The following is an 18,009-nucleotide window of genomic DNA, read 5'->3' as shown; positions in this document are numbered from 1 at the left end:
AGCGAATGAGAAACGGAAATCGGGCATCCGCATGAATCTTCCACAGCGGATGCTCGTCATGCAGGGTTGACTTTCGCAACACCTGGTAGCACGACCGGTAGTACTTGGCTGCTCTGAAATAGACCCACGACAATGAAGTGAGAAGAATTCATGCAGGTTGATTTGAAAGATAAAGTTGTGCTGATCACCGGTGGCAGCGAAGGAATTGGGAAAGGCATTGCCGAGTTGTGTGCAAGCTGCGGTGCAAAAGTCGCGGTACTTGCTCGGGACCAAGACGAACTGCAAGACGTTGTCGACTCAATCAAGCAAAACGGTGGCGATGCGATGCTCGCTGTTGCTGACGTTACAAAAGAAGATCAGATGCAAGCGGCAGTCGCAAAGGTCGTCAATCAGTACGGCCGAATTGATGCTCTGGTTGCCAACGCTGGAACCAATGGAACTTGGACACCTATCGATGAAATGACACCCGACGAGTGGCGGAGCACCATCGACATCAACCTGACAGGTACCTATCTGGCGATTCACTACTGTGTCCCTGAAATGCGAAAGGTCGGACACGGCAGTATCGTGATCATGTCATCGATCAACGGAACGCGCACCTTTAGCAACGAAGGTGCTTCCGCGTATGCATCGAGCAAAGCAGGGCAGTTCGCGCTCGGAAAAATGCTCGCACTTGAACTTGCCCCATCCAAAATACGGGTCAACGTAGTTTGTCCGGGGGCGATCGTCTCGGGCATCCATCAAAAAACCGAACGTGAGGACTTAAAGAAGATCGAAACCCCGGCGGTCTATCCCGAAGGTGATATTCCACTAACTGGAGGAGATTACGGTAAACCGGAGCAGGTCGCCCAATTGACCGCCTTCCTCCTCAGCGATTGCAGCAGCCATATCACAGGCACACCTGTTTGGATCGATGGAGGACAATCGCTACTGATCTAGAAAGGGTGCACGAGGGTGATAAAGAACGGGTGAATTTTCAGTCTTCAGGCAAAACCGACGAACCGGACTTGTTGACGCTCCGTATCGAGGCGTAAGAATATGTGAATCCTTGGTCGGACCGAATCTCATTCTTCAACACCACGTTGGGTAACTGCTGTTACCTCCCGATTCGGCTTCGACCTGTGAACGCATCTCGAACATGTACGTCATTCTTGACAGCCATCGTGTTGCTCACGAGCAACATAATGGGCCTTGTTCATGTGGGCTGCGAATCTTCTTCGCATTGCTGCGTCCACAACTCAAACGAGTTGATTCCCAATCGCACGCTTACCTTCCCGCAACGTTCCGCAACGAATGACGGTCAGGCTTCGCATCACCATTGCAAATGCAATGCGCACAGCGTTCGGTATAAATCTAGGGTGCCTGCTTCCTCGGCACAAACCACCGTGGATTCAGCGGCATCCCCGCAATCGTCCGGACATAACTCGGATGAGTGCAGCATTTGCCAAAACTTCTACGTTTCTCGCTTGGCGGCATTCTTCCAACCAAGTTTCGCCTTTATCGGATTTCGCAATCCGACAGTCCTAGGTCTATGGCCTAGCGATGTAGTGGTGAAACCATCACTCCGCCTGTGCAATCTTGTTCGAGGACCACCGCGCGTCTAGCCATTTGCGTGGGATTGGTTTTATTGATTGCGTCTATTACCCGAGGTCCGTTGTCATGGCGATTGTCCATGATGCGCCAAAGGGGAAAGGTTGGTTGATGCGCCTATTAACCACCGACTTTTGCCCTGGCATCAATCGTTTTGTTTATTGGCTGAAAGAGCCCGTTGGCTGGTTTATCTCCGCCGCCATCGCTAGCGCCTCAATCGGACAATTCGTTGCACCGATCGGCTGGACGATTGCGGCAAGCTTGCTGTTAGTCGTGTGTATCGGAATTTTGTGGCCCTGGTTCGCTGTACGTTCCGTTCAATGCTCGCTTTATCCCGAGACGAAAAAGATTCACGAAGGCGATACCTGTAAATTCAGTCTTTCGGTTCTCAACCGGTTTCCGATCCCAGTCTGGGGAATCGCGATCGAAGGGTTTCTGGATCATCGCCCAAACGAATCACTCGAATACTCGCTTCCCAGTGCTGCGCTTGCGTTTGTCCCGGGCATGGCGAAAAGTATTTACGGATTCAAATCCACACCACAGCTTCGCGGCCATTACCCCGTTACCGCACCACAGATTACCTGTTCGTTCCCGTTTGGAATCTGGACTGCAAGTCGTCCTTTACATGAATGCTCACGTGTGACCGTATGGCCAAGAGTTTTTCCGATCGTGGGACAGTGCGAAATCGCGGGACGCCTATCGACCAACCAAGGCGAGGGTCATCGCCAAGGCTCAACCGGGGATTTCATCGGTGTCCGTGACTATCGGCACGGTGACGGAATTAAACAAGTCAACTGGATCGCAACGGCAAAGACAGATCGTTTGATCGTCACCGAACGAAATGCTCCGCAATGCCCGCAACTTGACATGTATATCGATGTCGACTGTCCACATTCCGCAGATGATCTTTCTGACCGGATGCGCGTCGCGGCAAGCATCCTAGCGAACTTACATCAATCGAAAGTTCCCATGCGTGTCCACGTCGGACGACGAACTGTCACCTCAAAGCGCGGAGACGTCGGGTTAGCTGAATTATTGGATTTGCTCGCCGAGGTTCCCGCGTCCGGCATGGAAGCGAGCGCAAAAACGAAGCCAAGCTTCGCCCATGCCACGGTAATCATTTCATCGAACTCGAAAGGAAATCCTGTTGTTTGCGTCTCTCACCCCGAAATGCAGTCGCGTTCAAAAATGGGTCATCATCATCAAGTGATCGATCGGCAGCTGGAACTGGCGAGCCAACTGGCCATCCTTTGGGCGGAGCAAAGGAATGTTTCAAAAGTCGCGTAAACAAATCGAGACGATCACGCTGGCCTTCGTCCCCTTGGTTGCGGTAGCCCAAATACGCTTTGGCGCCGAGAACCGATGGCTTTTGGGAATCGAATTCACAACCATTGTGATCGCGACATCCCTAGGCTTAGTCGGTTCACCGCGTATCCGTTGGGCAGGTCGTGGCGCATTGCCATTCATCCCAATCGCAGCAGGCGTTATCGCACGATGGTTAGGTCATGCAACGGCTTTCGAGCTATCTGCCTTGACAGCCTTCGCAACGACAGCACTCGCGCTGGGTTGCAACAGTTTGTCAACAAAGCTGCGATCATTATCACTGGTGATCAGTGGCTTTTCTGTGCTGTTTGCCAGTTCAATCAGCGATCACCCTTTGGCGATCGGCTTTCCTATCACTTGGCTATTGATATGCGTCTGGCACCTGATCGCAAATCGGTGGGAGCGTCTTGAGCTGGCTCAAGCTGAATCAGTTGTACCTACACAGACCAGCCGTCTTGTGACTCGCGTGCTATCGGTAATTTTGCTGTTGTCAGCGTTCTACATGGTCAAGGACCATACTTGGCAATCCAAGCCCCTTTCATCTGGTTTCATGCCGACCAGCGGTGGATCGAAATGGTCCGACCCGGCGGCTCGAAATGGCGTGGGAACAGGTGATGCCGCCATCGCAGCGAAGGACCATGCCAGTTCCTTCGGTGCGGTCGACACCAATGTCTTTATTGAGTCCAAGGAATCATCCTTGTTTGACATGTTCAATGACATGGTGGGTGAACCGCAAACAAAAACCAAGTATGAACAACGGCAAGCTCTTGCGAATCAATCGTTGATTCCATCTCACCAGCGAACAGCTCGAAGTGAAAAAGGAAGCCAGTCGTTTTCGACTGACCGATTGCCTCCAACACAACATCACGAATTTGGGGATACAGTCAGTGATAGCGTGCTGCAGTGGGAAGGGGCCACCGGGATCCGCTTGGCCATGCACCGCTACGACCTATTTGATGGGATTACATGGCGATGCAGCGAAGAAACTGATTCGAAACACCTGATCGAACGCAAAATCGACGACAACCACTGGTTCTTCGACCGAACATTCGAAGGTTGGATCACCGACCAATCCGCATCAGTCGGACTCCTAAAAGTCCTACGCTTGGACTCCGATCGTATCCCCTCACCAATGTTAACGGCGGGAGTCCATATCAAAGACGTTGACCGGATCGATTTCTTTGACATCGGTAGCGACGATTGTTTTTTCATGCCTGGACGTGACAAGCTACCTCCGCTGACAGTTTTTCATTTGGCCAGTTTCACCGCGACTGAAGATGAAATTCGCGCTGGCCTTTCTTACCACTATCCGACCAACGGAACTGTTCCAGGCGTTCTACAAGACTTCGTTAGCACTGTTGCGCAGCCCCATTCGGACAACTACGACAAACTCTCCGCAATCGTTGAGCATCTTAGAACTCAATTTAGATTTGATCGTGAAGCATCACAGGAAGATGGAATTCCGGTTGAGCAGTTCATGAAATCCGGACGCGGCGGAGACCACCTTTTTGCGACCGCGACTGCATTAGCGGCAAGGCAACTTGGGTTGAAATCTCGTTTAGTTACGGGATTCTATGTTCGACCCAATGCGTTCGATTTTTCGGCAGGACATAGTAATATTCATCCGTTGGACGTTCACATCTGGGCCGAGGTCCGACTTGATGATGGTCGCTGGATCGAGATTGAGTCGACACCGGGATACGCACCCCCAATCTACAAACCATCATGGTGGCTTCAAGCAAAACGCTATGCCGCGGCGAACTGGCCTTATGCGGCAACAACGCTTGGTCTCAGCCTCGCGTTTTGGATCTTTCGTTTTCGTTTCATCGATCTTGCTCTCTTTCTTGTTTGGAAGTCTTCGTTCTGGCGGTCAACTAAAACCAGGATCCGACTGGCCACGATTGTCATCGAATCCAGGGCTAAACATCTAGGCCATAAACGACCAAAGGGCCAAACACAGCGACAGTGGATTGACACCCTGACACAGTCCGCAGATGAATCGGTCCGCATCACTGCGATTCAGTTTTGTGAAACCGCAGACTCGATCTATTTCGGGTTTGGTGAAGTTGACTACGCCGAATCAGCCGCCGGCCTCGTTCGGCTGTTGGACCGTCGAACACTATGGAAAACCCTTCAACAGCCATCCCTATGAACCAGCTATTGCAAACCGAAACACGGCCAGTCTCACAAACGATGGCGGTGCTGCAGCAACTACGCCGTCGCTTATCCAATGTCTTATTGGGAAAACGGGAGCAAATCGATCTGGTTGTTGCCTGCATGCTCTCTCGCGGCCACCTGTTGCTAGACGACCTTCCCGGCACCGGAAAAACGACTCTGGCCAAAGCGATTGCCGCTGCGTTGCACGGGCGACTGTCTCGTGTGCAATGCACCCCCGATCTGATGCCCTCGGATATCACGGGATACAGCGTGTTTAATCAAAAAACTCGCGAGTTCGAATTTCATCCGGGGCCGGTTTTCTCCGATATTTTGCTCGCCGATGAACTGAACCGAACAACGCCTCGGACACAGAGCGCATTGCTGGAAGCGATGGCCGAACGCCAGGTTTCCATTGATGGCCATGCCCACACGCTTTCATCAACTTTTTTTGTCATCGCCACGCAAAACCCAATCGACTCGCTTGGAGCCTATCCACTACCAGAAGCTCAACTGGATAGGTTTTCAATCAAATTGCGTCTTGGCTATCCAGATCGACAAGCTCAACAAGCAATTTTGCGGCGGCAGATTAGTTCGACTCTCACTACGGATGAAAACCTAACGTTGCCGGACGAGTCACCACTGTCGCTACATCAACTGCGTCAGCTTCAAGATGAAGCACAATCGATCGAGGTTCACCCACGTGTTGCGGACTACTTGATTGACCTTGTGGAAGCGACTCGGACAGATCCGGCAATTGAACTAGGGGTGAGCCCACGAGGAATGCTGCTTTGGCAAGCGATCGCTCAAGGCTGGGCGATGCTACATGCTCGACGCTTTGTAACACCAACCGACATCATCAACGTCGCTCGCCCAGTCCTATCGGTACGGTTGCTAACACACGGCGAAGCTGTCGATGACGTCATTGACCGAGTGTTAAAAAGTGTCCCGACGCCGGAGTACAAGTAATGCGTCAACGCACCTTCCTTGAACCGATCAGATTCGCCAGAACGATCATCGCATCGCTCATCATTTGCTATTTGGGAGGATGCCGATCAAAAGAACCGAATCATGATTCTCACTTCGATCACGATCATGTCGTCGCCGCGCACTGGCCCGATGACCTGGACGATGTCGTGGCCAAACTGCGAGCTGAAATCGCAACCATCGACGATCAACGTGACGATCAAGAAAAATCGATTGGCCGGCTACGTGACATCATCAACTGGACACCCGAAATCGCTGCGGATAGCGAATTAAGCGAGCAACAGTGGATCTCAATCGCAAATACATCGGACGGTATTTCAAGACAGCTTGGCGACGATGAACACCAGTTATCAAACCAACGACGAAACGATGTATTGCACCTGTGTGACTTGATCGAAAAGACCAACGCAAAACGGTCGAAAGAATCGCAATTGGCTGAAACGAATTAAATGAATACGTTCAATCAGATCTTTGTCGGCGGGCTTCTTCGACTCGTGCAAGGTTTGTTTTCTGCCGCCCCCACCTTGATCGTCGGGCTGTTGATCGCGACTGTGCTTCGCTTCTATTTGGGGCGTGAGGGCACGCGAAAACTATTCGGCGGTGATTCGATCCGTCGGCTGCCTCAATCTTGGCTCATTGGCATGTTACTTCCCGTCTGCTCGATCGGCGTCCTGCCGATTCTACGAGAGATGCGAAGATTCGGGATCAAGCCCGGTGCAATGGCTGCGTTCGCACTGTCAGCGCCGTTGTTCAATCCACTGTCGCTCCTGTACGGCCTGACCCTAAGTCGCCCGCTTGTGATCATCATGTTCGCCGTCGGGTCACTTCTCATCGTGACATTCCTTGGCATGATTTGGGACGCAGCGGTCAAGAATGAATCAACACATTCGATCTCCGAAATTGATACCGATCCATCAAGCGACGTCATCGGACTTCATCGCTTGCGTGCAACCGTGATTCATCTCGGGCGCCAAGCTACTGGCGTCACATTGTTGCTTGCCATGATCGCATTGTCTGGCTTAGCGTTCCTTGCCGCCGTGTTGCCTTTCGGTTCGATGCAAACCAGTGTTGAACAGGGAGATCTTTGGGCACCGCTAACGATGACCGCCGTTTCGATCCCCATTTATGCGACTCCGATGCTTGCGATGAGTCAACTCGGCATGATGTTTCAACACGGTAATTCACCTGGTGCGGCATTCGCCTTGATGATTCTGGGAACCGGGGTCAACTTTGCGACCATCGCATGGTTTCTATACCACTTCGGATGGAAGCCAACCGCGATGTGGAGCGCGGCAATGTTGGCGATTGTGCTAGGTTTCGCTTATGGAATAAATCAGCCGCTCATTCCGCCTGGAATCCAGCCGGCTGGCCATACTCACGCATTCGACATCTACACCAATCCGATATCGGCTCATACCGAAAACTTTTGGAGAACGTCAAAGGAAGTGCTCTCTAAAAACATTGGTTTTCCCGAGATCGCTGCAGGGATCGGATTGGCAATGATCTCACTGTTCGGACTGATAGCACGCGGGCTAAATCTTTCGCCCGAGAAAACATCCTTCATCCAACCGACGCCCACCAATCGAATTCACTCGCGACTGGAAATGGTCGTGCCACGAGGCGTTTTGGGATTGGTATTGATCGCTGGCCTTGTCTCACTGAGCATCGTTGCCTGTTTCGCGTACTATCCGCCGGCTGATGAATGTCTCGATGAAATCGCGTTGGCTCGCGCCGAATGCCTTTCTGCTTCGATGAGCGGTGATGTGGACCACGCGTTGTTCTGGCTTCCGGTTTGGGAAGATTGGAGCCGCAAACTGGAAGTCGGCACGTTCTTGCGAAGCGGACCACTTCGCCCCTATCAACAGATGCAGGGCTACCTGATTCGCAAGAAACTGGAACTGCTCGAACATGAACTGGAACACGATGAAGTTGAACAAGAGGAAGTCATGGAACTTGTTCATCACCTGATGGCGACGAATCGTCGCTGGGTTACGTCATTCCAATAGCCGTCTTGCCGAGTGTCGCTTTTCTAGCGACGGAATCCGGGGCTAAAGAAAATTTTGCGTCCGAAGCTGCTTGTATTTCCAGATGGACGCCACTGCGTTTTCGCCTTGTTGAAGGTCGATGTGCCGAGTTGCTTTACGGCGTTGCTGCTGGTACCACTGAACGCTTTGGTCCGACTGCTGCCCGATCGAGATCCTTGAAGCAGCGCGTAGGGTGCCGTTTTCAAGATCAGCTTCGTGCTCTGCGTGACATTCTTCTGAACTGAATTGTACGCACCACCGACGACTTTCTTTCCCGCACTGGCGAACATTTTTTCCAATGGGTTTCCAGCCTTCGCCTGTGGAGCAGCGACTTGTGAGCAAACAACAACCAGAGCGACGATGGTGATTTTCTTCAGCAGAGACATGACTGGGGTCCTTGGTTTGGAAGGTTTTGTTCTTTGTCGGCCGCTTTGCCGATCTCCTCGATTCACAAACACCTGTGCGAAAGCCCCTCAAACACCTCAACAAAAACTTCGAAAAAACCAAACTGCATCGAAAAGTCCGTGAAACACCATCTCTGAGCAAATTCGTGCCAACCAACGCTCGTCAAACCGCGACGGAATTTCCTGTGGCTACCCCTCAAACGCGGACCGAAGTTGGGCTAGATCCAGCTTCTTCATGGCTCCCATCGCGTCCATTGCCCGCTTACGACATTGATCGTCGCCCTCCAAAAGCATCGCGGTGAAGGGTTCTGGGACGATCTGCCAACGGACGCCAAACTTGTCCTTCAGCCAGCCGCACATAATCTCACTGCCGCCGTTGGCGGTTAATGCATCCCAGTAGCGGTCGACTTCTGCTTGATCCTCGCATGAAACCGAGATGGAGATTCGTTCGTTGAACTCCTGCTGTGGGCCTCCATTGAGTGCCTGATATTTTTGCCCTGCGATCGAAAACCCAACTAACAAAACATCCCCAACTTTTCCGCCAGGCCAATCGATCGGCGATCGCATCACGTACTCAACTTCCGAATCAGGAAACAACGACGTGTAAAAGTTTGCAGCTTCCTCAGCCTGACCGTCAAACCAGATGCAGAGTGCGATCTTTGAACCGGCCATCAAGGTTTCCTTTTTAGATATTCGAAAGTCATTACAAGAGGACGCGTTTCCTAAAGAAGACGCTCGTCATCGCTCAGGCTTAGTTTTCCCGACGAACTACATGAACATGGGAGCTCTTCCGGCAGCTCGGCGTGCATCGGCAACCTGTCCGCAGTGAAATGCATGATGGTTGGCGACGAGCAACAGCGTCTTCGCTACGTTTGGAAAGAACTGCTGAATCATTTCTTCGGACATGCCATCGGGTGGCAACTTTAGCGGCTGCTCCAAAAACGATTCGTCGACATCGTCAAGCAGTGCAATCAACTGTGCCCGCTGCCGATGGTACTCCGCCATCACGTCATCAAACGCAGGGTAGGTTGATGGATCGGATGACGGTGTCGTCCCTGCTCCAAACAATGAAGACCAATGTTGCAAAGAGTTTGCTTCGCCCGTGATCATTGAGCGAAAGCTTGCATCGACAAGAGCCAAATGCCCAAGTACCCAAAGCGGATGGTTGCCACCAGAACTGGTCGGCTGTGTCATAGCCGCATCTCGCATGTCTTCAAAGAAAGCGACATGCATCTGATTCATTTCAAGATTTAGCCGGACGATTTCCAAAGCATTCATTTCAATTTCACCTTTGCGTGATTTCACCACTGTGCATCTCAAAACCGTACATCCCAAAACGCGCGATCTCACGCGGGCGAGATCCGATGCTCGTTCTGCTAGGTGGTCGCAGTTCCGATCGACAGATCGACATTATTCTGAAAAAGAAATTGCGGCTTGTTGATTGACGAATGTCGCTTTCACTCGCGCCGGTTTTGTGACGCAGCCGGATAGATCACTAAAGACCGAACCTGAAAATCAACAACTCATTTGCGGCCAGGTCAACTGAAGTGGCAATCGATGCGTTTTCAGCCCACCGATAGTCGAACGGCCGCATTCGATCTCGACAAGATGCAAAGGGACTCATGAAACGGTGCGATGCTTATCGCTGTAGGTCGAGCGCCGCGTCACCCTCGGGCAAAGCTTGCTGCCAGTCTCCGTAAGCTGGGTTTGGAAGCATGACCCAACGACTACCCAGCAAAGCTTGCTTCGTTTGCGAGATTGCATTCCTGGTTTCGGTCGCATCAGTACTGTCGTCGCTTTTCTCATGAAGTCCGCCACAAAGGTCCGACATATTGTCCCCGATCAAGAGAACAATTCGATGGCCTTTTGCGACCATCGCGCGGCGTGAGACTTTGTCTTTCCCCCGATTCTGATCGTCATTTCTGGTCAAAACTGTGTCTTCCGATGCAGGAAAACCAAGGGCACGCAGGTTAGCGATCGTGGCCACTTTGACGACGTCACGCCTGTTGGTAATGAAAAAGACTTTCACACCAAGCTTTTCGGCAGCGTTTACAAAGTCAACGGATCCTGGAATCGCCTTCGCTTTTCGTTCGTCGCACCACTCATTCCACTCATCCGTCGAATACTCTTTGCCGTCGACGATGTTTCGAGCGTTGTAGGAAGAGTTATCAAGTACGGTCTCATCACAATCAAGAATGATCGCTGGCGGCTTGTTCTGAAACCGTCCGCTCGCTAGCTGTACCTCATCGGCTGACCAGTGGGGATCCTGCAAACCCATCTGCAACTGGAATGAAGCGGCCCGATAGATCTGCTCGGTCAACAAACGATATTCAGCCGACTTTTGCAGCCAGGTGATCGCGGCATACCGATAATCCGCTTTCACATCGGCCGTTTGTCCGTTCGCTACATTAGACGCCAAGCCGACAACGGTAACAATCAACAACGGCAAACAATACCGCTTAACAGGACTCAACATTAACTGAAACCTCGATGGTTTTGGACCAATATTGGGAACACTCTGAAGAGCCCCAAATATAGCTGACGAACCGACGATAACGCTCCTAAGAAAACCGACAACGTTCAAATCACCCTCGTATCAACTGTCCCGCACCGATGAATTTGCCAAGTAGTAACGACTTCGAGTATTCCAACCGACCAGGTGTCGCAATCTACCAAGCGATGGTTGAACAAGATGATGTCGCAAAGACACGGCAGATCTTAACTGACTTCCCACGCTTGCGAAGAAAGGAGGGGGTGAAACTCTTCTGCCACGCGGCGAGTTACTCGAGTCCCAAAATTCTCGAAGTGCTATGTGAACTCGGTGCGAATGTTAATGAAGCAGACGCTAATCGTGACACGCCATTGTCTTGGGCTATCCGGAAGGGCAACGTCACTAATGTGACATGGTTGCTAGAACATGGAGCTGCCCCGAACTTGCATTCACCTCTATATTTTTTGTCGCAGGCACAACCAGAAGAGGCGACTGAAATCCTGCGTCAATTCATTCACTTTGGTGGCGACGTTAATCAGCCGCTAAAAGTGCCGGGCATGCCCACTAGAAACGCATTGACGCGTGCAATGATGGATGAGCAACCACTTGTGGTCGAGACGCTTCGAAACCACGGTGCCCTTCTACCACATCAAGCAGACGCCAGGATCAAAAACCGCACCTCGGGCGAAATTGAATCCGACATCTTGAGCCACCTCCAAAAAAACTTTGGCACTCCGCTGGACAGTGATCTGTCAGAAATCGAATGCCAGACGAGCGGCGATCACGTACACATCGGATTGATCCCGGCAAGTGACGAGCACAGCACGGATCACAGCGGTGACATGTTGTTTACGATGGGTTTAAACCATCTTGGATTCGAGCTACTGCTGGACTTGGGGAACACTTCGAGATCTTTTTCGAGTCTTTCCGGCGAGCAAGCGACTTCATGGCCACAGGATTGCTTTGCCACACTCGCATCACGCCTCGGCGATGGCAAGATTGAGTTCAATGACTACGCCGGAGTCATCCCGAATGGCGAACCGCCACAGCGATTCTCGTTCGACACAGAATTCACGGGATGGCTGTACGGATGTAGTGAAAATGAGCTAACACGCTGTGACTTTCCCAATGGGCAAACGTTCGCGTTCTATCAGATCTTTCCACTTTACGCGTCCGAGATCTCGTTCTATCGAGCAAACGGCTCCAACGATTTCTTTGCCCGACTTCAGAAAATTGGATTTCCCTCTGGAATTGACGAAGGTCGCAAGGCAATCGTCTGAGGTCTTGCCGCCATTACAACCACTGCTTCCAGGAATCAAAACGCGGCAGCAAAGTCGAAAATCGGAAAATGCCATAAGGCGTGTTTTTCACTTGATTCGCGCACAAAAAACAGGGGATCACATCGCTTTATTTTTGGCCTCTCCAGCGGGCAGTTTGTTTTAAAAAACGACGAGAATTGGCGTAACACTTTGGCTGCGATTACGAGAACGGTTGCATTCACTTGTCAACTCTGTCTGGACGTAAAGCGATGGTCCTCAATCTTAACGCAGCGAATAGCTACAACCGAAGTCGTGGCTATTCATCACCACTCATCCGTGTCATTCGCCGCGAGGTCGGATCACAAGAAAACGGAAACCTGAGCAGCGCCACAGCGACGGCAGTGTACAACTGGCAAGAACATCAGAACGGGCCTCGTATCAATGCCGATGGCATGTTCGGCCCCAAGTCGCTCGGCAAACTGATCCAATCCCTTGAAGCCACTGGACGTACCGAAGAAGTCGCGATGGCAAAGCGATTCCCTTACCACGACTTTGGTGCGTCCTCTGGCGAAGACGACTTCGTCCTTGAGTTCCGTGCGCTACGGGTTCGGCCGATCACACTCGAAAGCCTTGGCAGCGGATGGATTTGCAAAGGCAAGTTCCGCGTGATCATTCGCTTCGATCCAGCAATCGATGCGTCGCGATACGAATACCGTCAGTTCATCAAAGGTACCGCGACGACTCAACAAGGTCGGTTCACGGGCTCGACCCCCAGCATGTCTAACTGGGTCGCAACCGGTACTTTGAACGATCGAAAGAGCGCGTTTCAAATCCCCGGTGGTCTTTCCTCTACAACGTACCGAGAAGACGGCTTTGTCAAGCGTGACGGTACTATCGAACGTTATGGATACCGATCAAGTCCAGCAAGTATCGAAACAAACACGACCCCCGAAGATCGCTACAGTCCCAATCAAGCCCACGGCCACACCTATCGCTGCACCGATGGAGTCGGATTGCTTGATCGCACCGGGCGGCCACCAGGCCTTCGGATCCGCCAAAAATTTCTGTTCCAAGGCCGCATCATTGATACGGCCAGAAGCAATCGCATCGTCGCGACACGACATTGGAAACTAGAAGGCGATCACATCCTCACCTAACAAACGGTTGCATGTCCAATCGCTTTGGATTTCAACTTCGATCGTGACTAATATCGCGGGTGTCCGCCGCCAAGGTTTTCAGGCCAGAGCATTCAGGCCACGGCATTCACACCCCGAGTATGCGGATTCGTTTCCGCATGCTCGTCATTGAACAGACCAGACAGATCGGCTTCAACCGATCAAGCAGTGCTGGGTTCTTTCCTGCTTCTTGGACCGTTGAGCATCCTTCCGATGAATGTGTAGCGGACTCCATATTCGTAGGTCACCAATAGGAACACCGATACCAGCACAGTAATTCCTACGAACTTGAAAAACGATGGCACGGCATAGTCTTTGACCAACCACTGCGCCAGCAACACCAACGGCAAGTGCGCGAGGTACAGCCAGTACGAAGAGTCAGAGATGTAACGCATCCACTTGCTCTCGTTGGATAACAACCGATGGCAGGCCCCAATCGATCCGAAAATCATCAGCCATGTAAACAATGCCTGTGCGCCCCCCGACACAGTTGAGTGAGTGGTGGGATCGGCAAATGCGGTCACAATCCCAAAGGCTCCTGTCACCAGATCCAATCCGAGCGGAAAGATCACAACGGCAGCGACAACCAAGCAGATTTCCCAGTGGCGACCGAGCCGATTTCCCGAGTCATCCATGTCCCAATAGATCGCACCGAAGAAAAAGAACACCGCGTAGTATGCGAGCACGCTAGGGATTGGCAACAATCCGATCGATGAATCCGGACCAAAGATTCCAGGACTCATGAATGACTGTGGCAACATCGTTAACGGGACGAGCCATAGCAGGCTAAGTGGCGTGCAAACAATCCACTTCGGTATTTTCAATCCTTTGATCGCACCTCCGATTGAATTCGCTAGTGCCGCATACAGAACGAATGCGGCGACCAACCAGCACAGAAAGTACAAAAACCAAAGATGCATAAAGACGGGCATCTGGAACAACAGGGCTTTGATCGCGTCTGCACTAAGTCCCGAGGCGTCGCTGTTTCCCGATCCCAGGTACTCGTCCACACCAAGTTGTTTTGCGATGCCTGCTCGACCTGCTTTCAGTGTCTCTTCTTCGAGTGGCACGCCGAACGATGATGCGATGTAGTTCGACGTTCCAAAATCAATCTTCAGCAGATCCTTTGGTGTCTGTCCGTTGGCGTCTTTAGCATCGGGGTCGGCCCCCGCTTGAAGCAACAATGCGGCCTCTTCTGCACGTCCGATGAAGGCTGCGCTATGTAACGCCGTTCCTTGGTCACCGTTTCGTTGCTTGATGTCAGCACCTTCGTCCAAAAGCATCTTTACCATCTCGGTGTGGCCCAAGAAAACCGAAACGGTCAACAATGTCGCTCCATCCTGGCTGACAGCGTCGGTCGCGATTTCTGATGTGTGGATTGCGTCGTGGACACGCTGGACATCGCCTGCAACGACAGCTTCCCAGACAGACGCATTGGGGCTTCCCGAAGGCGATGGCATTCGAGCCAGATAGCTGACCGCCCACATCGCCGGCACAATGGTGACACAGCCAAGTAGCAATGGCAGCAAGATTCGCTTGACACGTTGCTTGATCAATCCGCCAAGGTCACGTCTCCGCCACAGCATCGCGGTAAAGAATCCGCTGACCATGAAAAACAATGGCATCCGAAAGCCATGAATCGCGGCAAACATGACGGAGTAAAAATCGCTCTGCCGCGAATCGTTGACCGTCCAAGGGATCGGCGAGAAAGACAGCGCCGCGTGCAGCACAATGCCCAACAACATTGCGATCGCCCGAAGTGCGTCCAAGTCATGCCGCCGTTGGAATGCGTTTGAAGTTGTCTGCATGGGCTTCTTTAACTGTGAGACATGCTTTTTGGATCGCCCCTGAATCGGTACGTCGGATTCTATAACAGTGCTCATTCGTTTTCTCCAGGTCGTTGGCAGTAGCTAAGAAAAGGAATTGCGGATCCATCCGCGGTTAGGTCAATCCGTACCTTCATCGCTCAGCTGACTTTGCTCGCCAACTGTTGCTCAAAAGGGGCAGGACTTAAATACGCGATGCTCCCGTCAGGCTTCGCTATCTGGTTTTGCCATCGGGGGATATCAATCGCTGAAGATGCACAGATCAGATCGCGTCAGAACGCTAACGAATTTGTGCTTGATCAATCTCATCAAGAAGGGAGTAAGCATCGGCGAAGCTTTGGCCGGCAAACCGTTTCCGCCAAGCGTTGGATGTCGGATAGCTGTCTCGTTGAACACGCAGGTACAACCAATAAGACACGACCACTCCGATCGCCCCAAGAATCAAAGATGGGATAAATGAATTGGGTTCCAATACGATGTCGAAACCTAGCGCCACAGTCGCGGGAATCCACATCAACCACCATGGAAACCCGACGACCGCGCCGACTTTCAAATACATATCGCGGGCGATACCAAGCTTGTTGCCGATTTCCTCGACGGGCTCGGAATAGTCGATCCGATTCAAACGAGTGCATACCGCAGCTCCGGCCGCGATGACCAGCATTCCATAGACATGCAGTGTTACGCCGCAAATCAATCGTGGCATGACGTGCGTGTTGCGAGCCCAGCACTGTGCTCCAAGAACGATGATCAACACCCCGACAAAGATTTGCACCAATTGCCAGCGGAACAACGGACGCAAAGTTGCTTTGACGCGTTCCATCAATTCACGACGTGTCAGAAACAACTGCGCCGCAAGCGTCTGATGTTTCAAGTCATCGGCCGAAGACCGAATCGCGGAGCCACTGTCATATGATAGGTCCGCTCCATCAAGATCCATCGTTGGTGCCAAAGAGACATCACCGATCGACGAAATGGACTCGATATCAGATTTGATCTGACTTGCCCGTTGATAACGTCGCTGTGGTTCCTTCTCGAGCGTTCGCAGCACGACCTCATCGAGCCGAACATCGATATGCACCTTTCGTGAAGGAGCAGCGAACCGGCCGATCGGTAATTCACCCGTCAACATTTCATAGAAGACGACGCCCAACGAATAGATGTCGGCTCGGTGGTCAACGCCGTGAGCACCTTCAAATTGTTCCGGAGCCATATACCGAGGCGTACCCATCACCTGATGTGTGGCGGTCAAGTCCGTCACCTGATTCTCATTCCCAAGAATACGTGACAAGCCAAAGTCGGCAATTTTGACGCTGCCTTCTTTGGACATCAAAATGTTCTCAGGTTTGATGTCGCGGTGAATGACGCCTTGGTCATGCGCGTATTGCAACGCGTCACACAAGTGCGGAACGATTTGCAGAGCTTGCTCGGGAGCCAACTGACCTCCGGCAACAATGTCGCGCAGCGTCGACCCGTCAACAAACTCCATCAGAAAGTAATAGGTATCCTCAACCTTTCCGAATTCGAAAACGGAGACGATATTCGGATGGTTCAGCTTGGCTAGGGTCCGTGCTTCGCGGGTGAACCGCAACGCAAACTTAACATCATGCGAAAACTCTTCCGGAAGCACCTTCAATGCGACGAGCCGGTCGAGTCCTTTTTGACGTGCCTTGTAGACGGAGCCCATGCCTCCAGCACCGAGAAGATCAATGATCTCCAGATTCGGAAACAGGTCCGCCATCCGGGCAATCGTCGGAGGTGCAAATGGACGAGCAGGCTTTTCGTCCTCCTCAAGAGCGTCACCCAACGCGTCCGCTTGCTCAGGAAAACGTTCTAAATACTCTTGCTTGGTTGGCCGATCACCACGTCGACGGCGATAGTCGATCTCCAAGACTACCAGCTCAGCCAACAAAACATCGTGTTCGGATTCCGAGACGTCGTCCGACAGGATGGATTCAATTGTCGGCGGCTGATCCGCTTGCCAAAGCCGTTCAAATTCGGCACAGCGATCATCGATCCGCTCCAACGCGGCAATCGGAAGTTTTTTCTGGCGAAGATTCATCGTGTACCAACCAACCTAGCAAAACAAAATCTGAACGAACGCAAACAACGCCTGATTCGGTGACACTCAAAAAACTGAGCCGAGGCGTCAATAGGGACACCGCTCTATTTCCAGATCATCCGACAGAGAATCGGAAAGAATTTTGGCAGAACTTTGATCCCGCTGCGTCGTGATGCATTCCAATCGTACCCATCACGTTCCGCCGTGATGCATTCCAATCGTGCCCATCACACTCCGCCGTGATGCGTCCCAACTGTACCCATCACACTCCGCCGTGATGCGTCCCAACTGTACCCATCACACTCCGCCGTGATGCTCCCACAGGGTAGCGATATTGCGTGGTCTTGTTGGCCAGAGCGGGTCAGTTGCATGAACGCCTGGCTTTGCCCCTCATCCCCAGCCTTTCTCGCCGCACGCGGGGCGAAGGGAACCAAAGAGATAAACGGAACGGGGCTCGGACAGATAAAGGGCCACCGCTCTGTTTCCAGATCAACGTCGCGATCGATCGGTAGGTAGATCGGCGGAATTCGTTTCAGCATTCGCTGCCGAATCCGATCCGCGCATGAAAAAACCCCGTTGGTCACGGGGTTTCTTCGATGCGGCCGAGAGGACTCGAACCTCCACGGGATTAACTCCCACTAGGCCCTCAACCTAGCGCGTCTGCCAGTTCCGCCACGGCCGCGTGCTGACTGGACGGAGAAGTTTCTGAGAAAC

The 18,009-nt window shown here is 52.2% G+C and carries 15 protein-coding genes and 1 tRNA gene; 8 read left to right on the top strand and 8 right to left on the bottom strand.

Annotated features, from left to right (window positions below; all coding sequences use genetic code 11):
- Window positions 1–150: 150 nt before the first annotated feature.
- From LOC67_RS17525 to LOC67_RS17500, 6 genes are all read left to right on the top strand, one after another.
- Entirely contained in the window at window positions 151–939 is a 789-nt protein-coding gene (locus LOC67_RS17525) for an SDR family oxidoreductase (RefSeq protein WP_230263951.1), read from the top strand.
- Between the two features lie 720 nt (window positions 940–1,659).
- Window positions 1,660–2,877, top strand: a complete 1,218-nt coding sequence (locus LOC67_RS17520; protein ID WP_230263950.1) for a DUF58 domain-containing protein — start codon at window positions 1,660–1,662, stop codon at window positions 2,875–2,877.
- Window positions 2,858–5,065, top strand: coding sequence for a transglutaminase-like domain-containing protein (locus LOC67_RS17515; protein WP_230263949.1), 2,208 nt, complete (start codon window positions 2,858–2,860; stop codon window positions 5,063–5,065). Before LOC67_RS17520 ends, LOC67_RS17515 begins: the two co-directional genes overlap by 20 nt.
- Window positions 5,062–6,036, top strand: coding sequence for an AAA family ATPase (locus LOC67_RS17510; protein ID WP_230263948.1), 975 nt, complete (start codon window positions 5,062–5,064; stop codon window positions 6,034–6,036). Before LOC67_RS17515 ends, LOC67_RS17510 begins: the two co-directional genes overlap by 4 nt.
- On the top strand, window positions 6,036–6,503 hold the full coding sequence (locus LOC67_RS17505) for a hypothetical protein (protein ID WP_230263947.1): 468 nt from the start codon (window positions 6,036–6,038) through the stop codon (window positions 6,501–6,503). The genes LOC67_RS17510 and LOC67_RS17505 overlap by 1 nt, the downstream gene beginning before the upstream one ends.
- Window positions 6,504–8,060, top strand: coding sequence for a permease (locus LOC67_RS17500; RefSeq protein WP_230263946.1), 1,557 nt, complete (start codon window positions 6,504–6,506; stop codon window positions 8,058–8,060).
- A 23-nt stretch (window positions 8,061–8,083) separates the two neighbouring features.
- On the opposite strand, the gene LOC67_RS17495 is transcribed toward LOC67_RS17500, so the two are convergent.
- The 4 genes from LOC67_RS17495 to LOC67_RS17480 form a co-directional block, all read right to left on the bottom strand.
- The gene (locus LOC67_RS17495; RefSeq protein WP_230263944.1) at window positions 8,084–8,464 is read right to left on the bottom strand and encodes a hypothetical protein; all 381 of its coding nucleotides are present in this window, start codon (window positions 8,462–8,464) and stop codon (window positions 8,084–8,086) included.
- Between the two features lie 207 nt (window positions 8,465–8,671).
- The gene (locus LOC67_RS17490) at window positions 8,672–9,154 is read right to left on the bottom strand and encodes a VOC family protein (protein WP_230263943.1); all 483 of its coding nucleotides are present in this window, start codon (window positions 9,152–9,154) and stop codon (window positions 8,672–8,674) included.
- Window positions 9,155–9,250: 96 nt separating this feature from the next.
- Complete coding sequence (locus LOC67_RS17485) at window positions 9,251–9,787, bottom strand: DinB family protein (protein WP_230263942.1); 537 nt, start codon at window positions 9,785–9,787, stop codon at window positions 9,251–9,253.
- Between the two features lie 334 nt (window positions 9,788–10,121).
- The gene (locus tag LOC67_RS17480; RefSeq protein WP_230263941.1) at window positions 10,122–10,958 is read right to left on the bottom strand and encodes a 5'-nucleotidase, lipoprotein e(P4) family; all 837 of its coding nucleotides are present in this window, start codon (window positions 10,956–10,958) and stop codon (window positions 10,122–10,124) included.
- A gap of 137 nt (window positions 10,959–11,095) precedes the next feature.
- On the opposite strand from LOC67_RS17480, the gene LOC67_RS17475 reads away from it, so the two are divergent.
- Together LOC67_RS17475 and LOC67_RS17470 are read left to right on the top strand one after the other, a co-directional pair.
- A complete protein-coding gene (locus tag LOC67_RS17475) occupies window positions 11,096–12,253 on the top strand; it encodes a suppressor of fused domain protein (RefSeq protein ID WP_230263940.1) in 1,158 nt (385 codons plus the stop codon).
- 221 nt (window positions 12,254–12,474) lie between these two features.
- Entirely contained in the window at window positions 12,475–13,389 is a 915-nt protein-coding gene (locus LOC67_RS17470) for a hypothetical protein (protein WP_230263939.1), read from the top strand.
- A gap of 179 nt (window positions 13,390–13,568) precedes the next feature.
- Here LOC67_RS17470 and LOC67_RS17465 read toward each other — a convergent pair whose 3' ends face one another.
- The 4 genes from LOC67_RS17465 to LOC67_RS17450 all read right to left on the bottom strand — a co-directional run bounded on the left by LOC67_RS17465 (window position 13,569) and on the right by LOC67_RS17450 (window position 17,977).
- The gene (locus LOC67_RS17465) at window positions 13,569–15,290 is read right to left on the bottom strand and encodes an acyltransferase family protein (protein ID WP_230263938.1); all 1,722 of its coding nucleotides are present in this window, start codon (window positions 15,288–15,290) and stop codon (window positions 13,569–13,571) included.
- Between the two features lie 223 nt (window positions 15,291–15,513).
- Entirely contained in the window at window positions 15,514–17,295 is a 1,782-nt protein-coding gene (locus LOC67_RS17460; RefSeq protein WP_230263936.1) for a serine/threonine-protein kinase, read from the bottom strand.
- Window positions 17,296–17,522: 227 nt separating this feature from the next.
- On the bottom strand, window positions 17,523–17,834 hold the full coding sequence (locus LOC67_RS17455) for a hypothetical protein (protein ID WP_230263935.1): 312 nt from the start codon (window positions 17,832–17,834) through the stop codon (window positions 17,523–17,525).
- Between the two features lie 58 nt (window positions 17,835–17,892).
- Window positions 17,893–17,977, bottom strand: a tRNA-Leu gene (locus tag LOC67_RS17450).
- Window positions 17,978–18,009: the final 32 nt, after the last annotated feature.

It is taken from the genome of Stieleria sp. JC731, from assembly GCF_020966635.1.
In the GTDB taxonomy this organism is placed as follows: domain Bacteria; phylum Planctomycetota; class Planctomycetia; order Pirellulales; family Pirellulaceae; genus Stieleria.
This window is presented reverse-complemented; position numbering and strand designations above follow the sequence as displayed.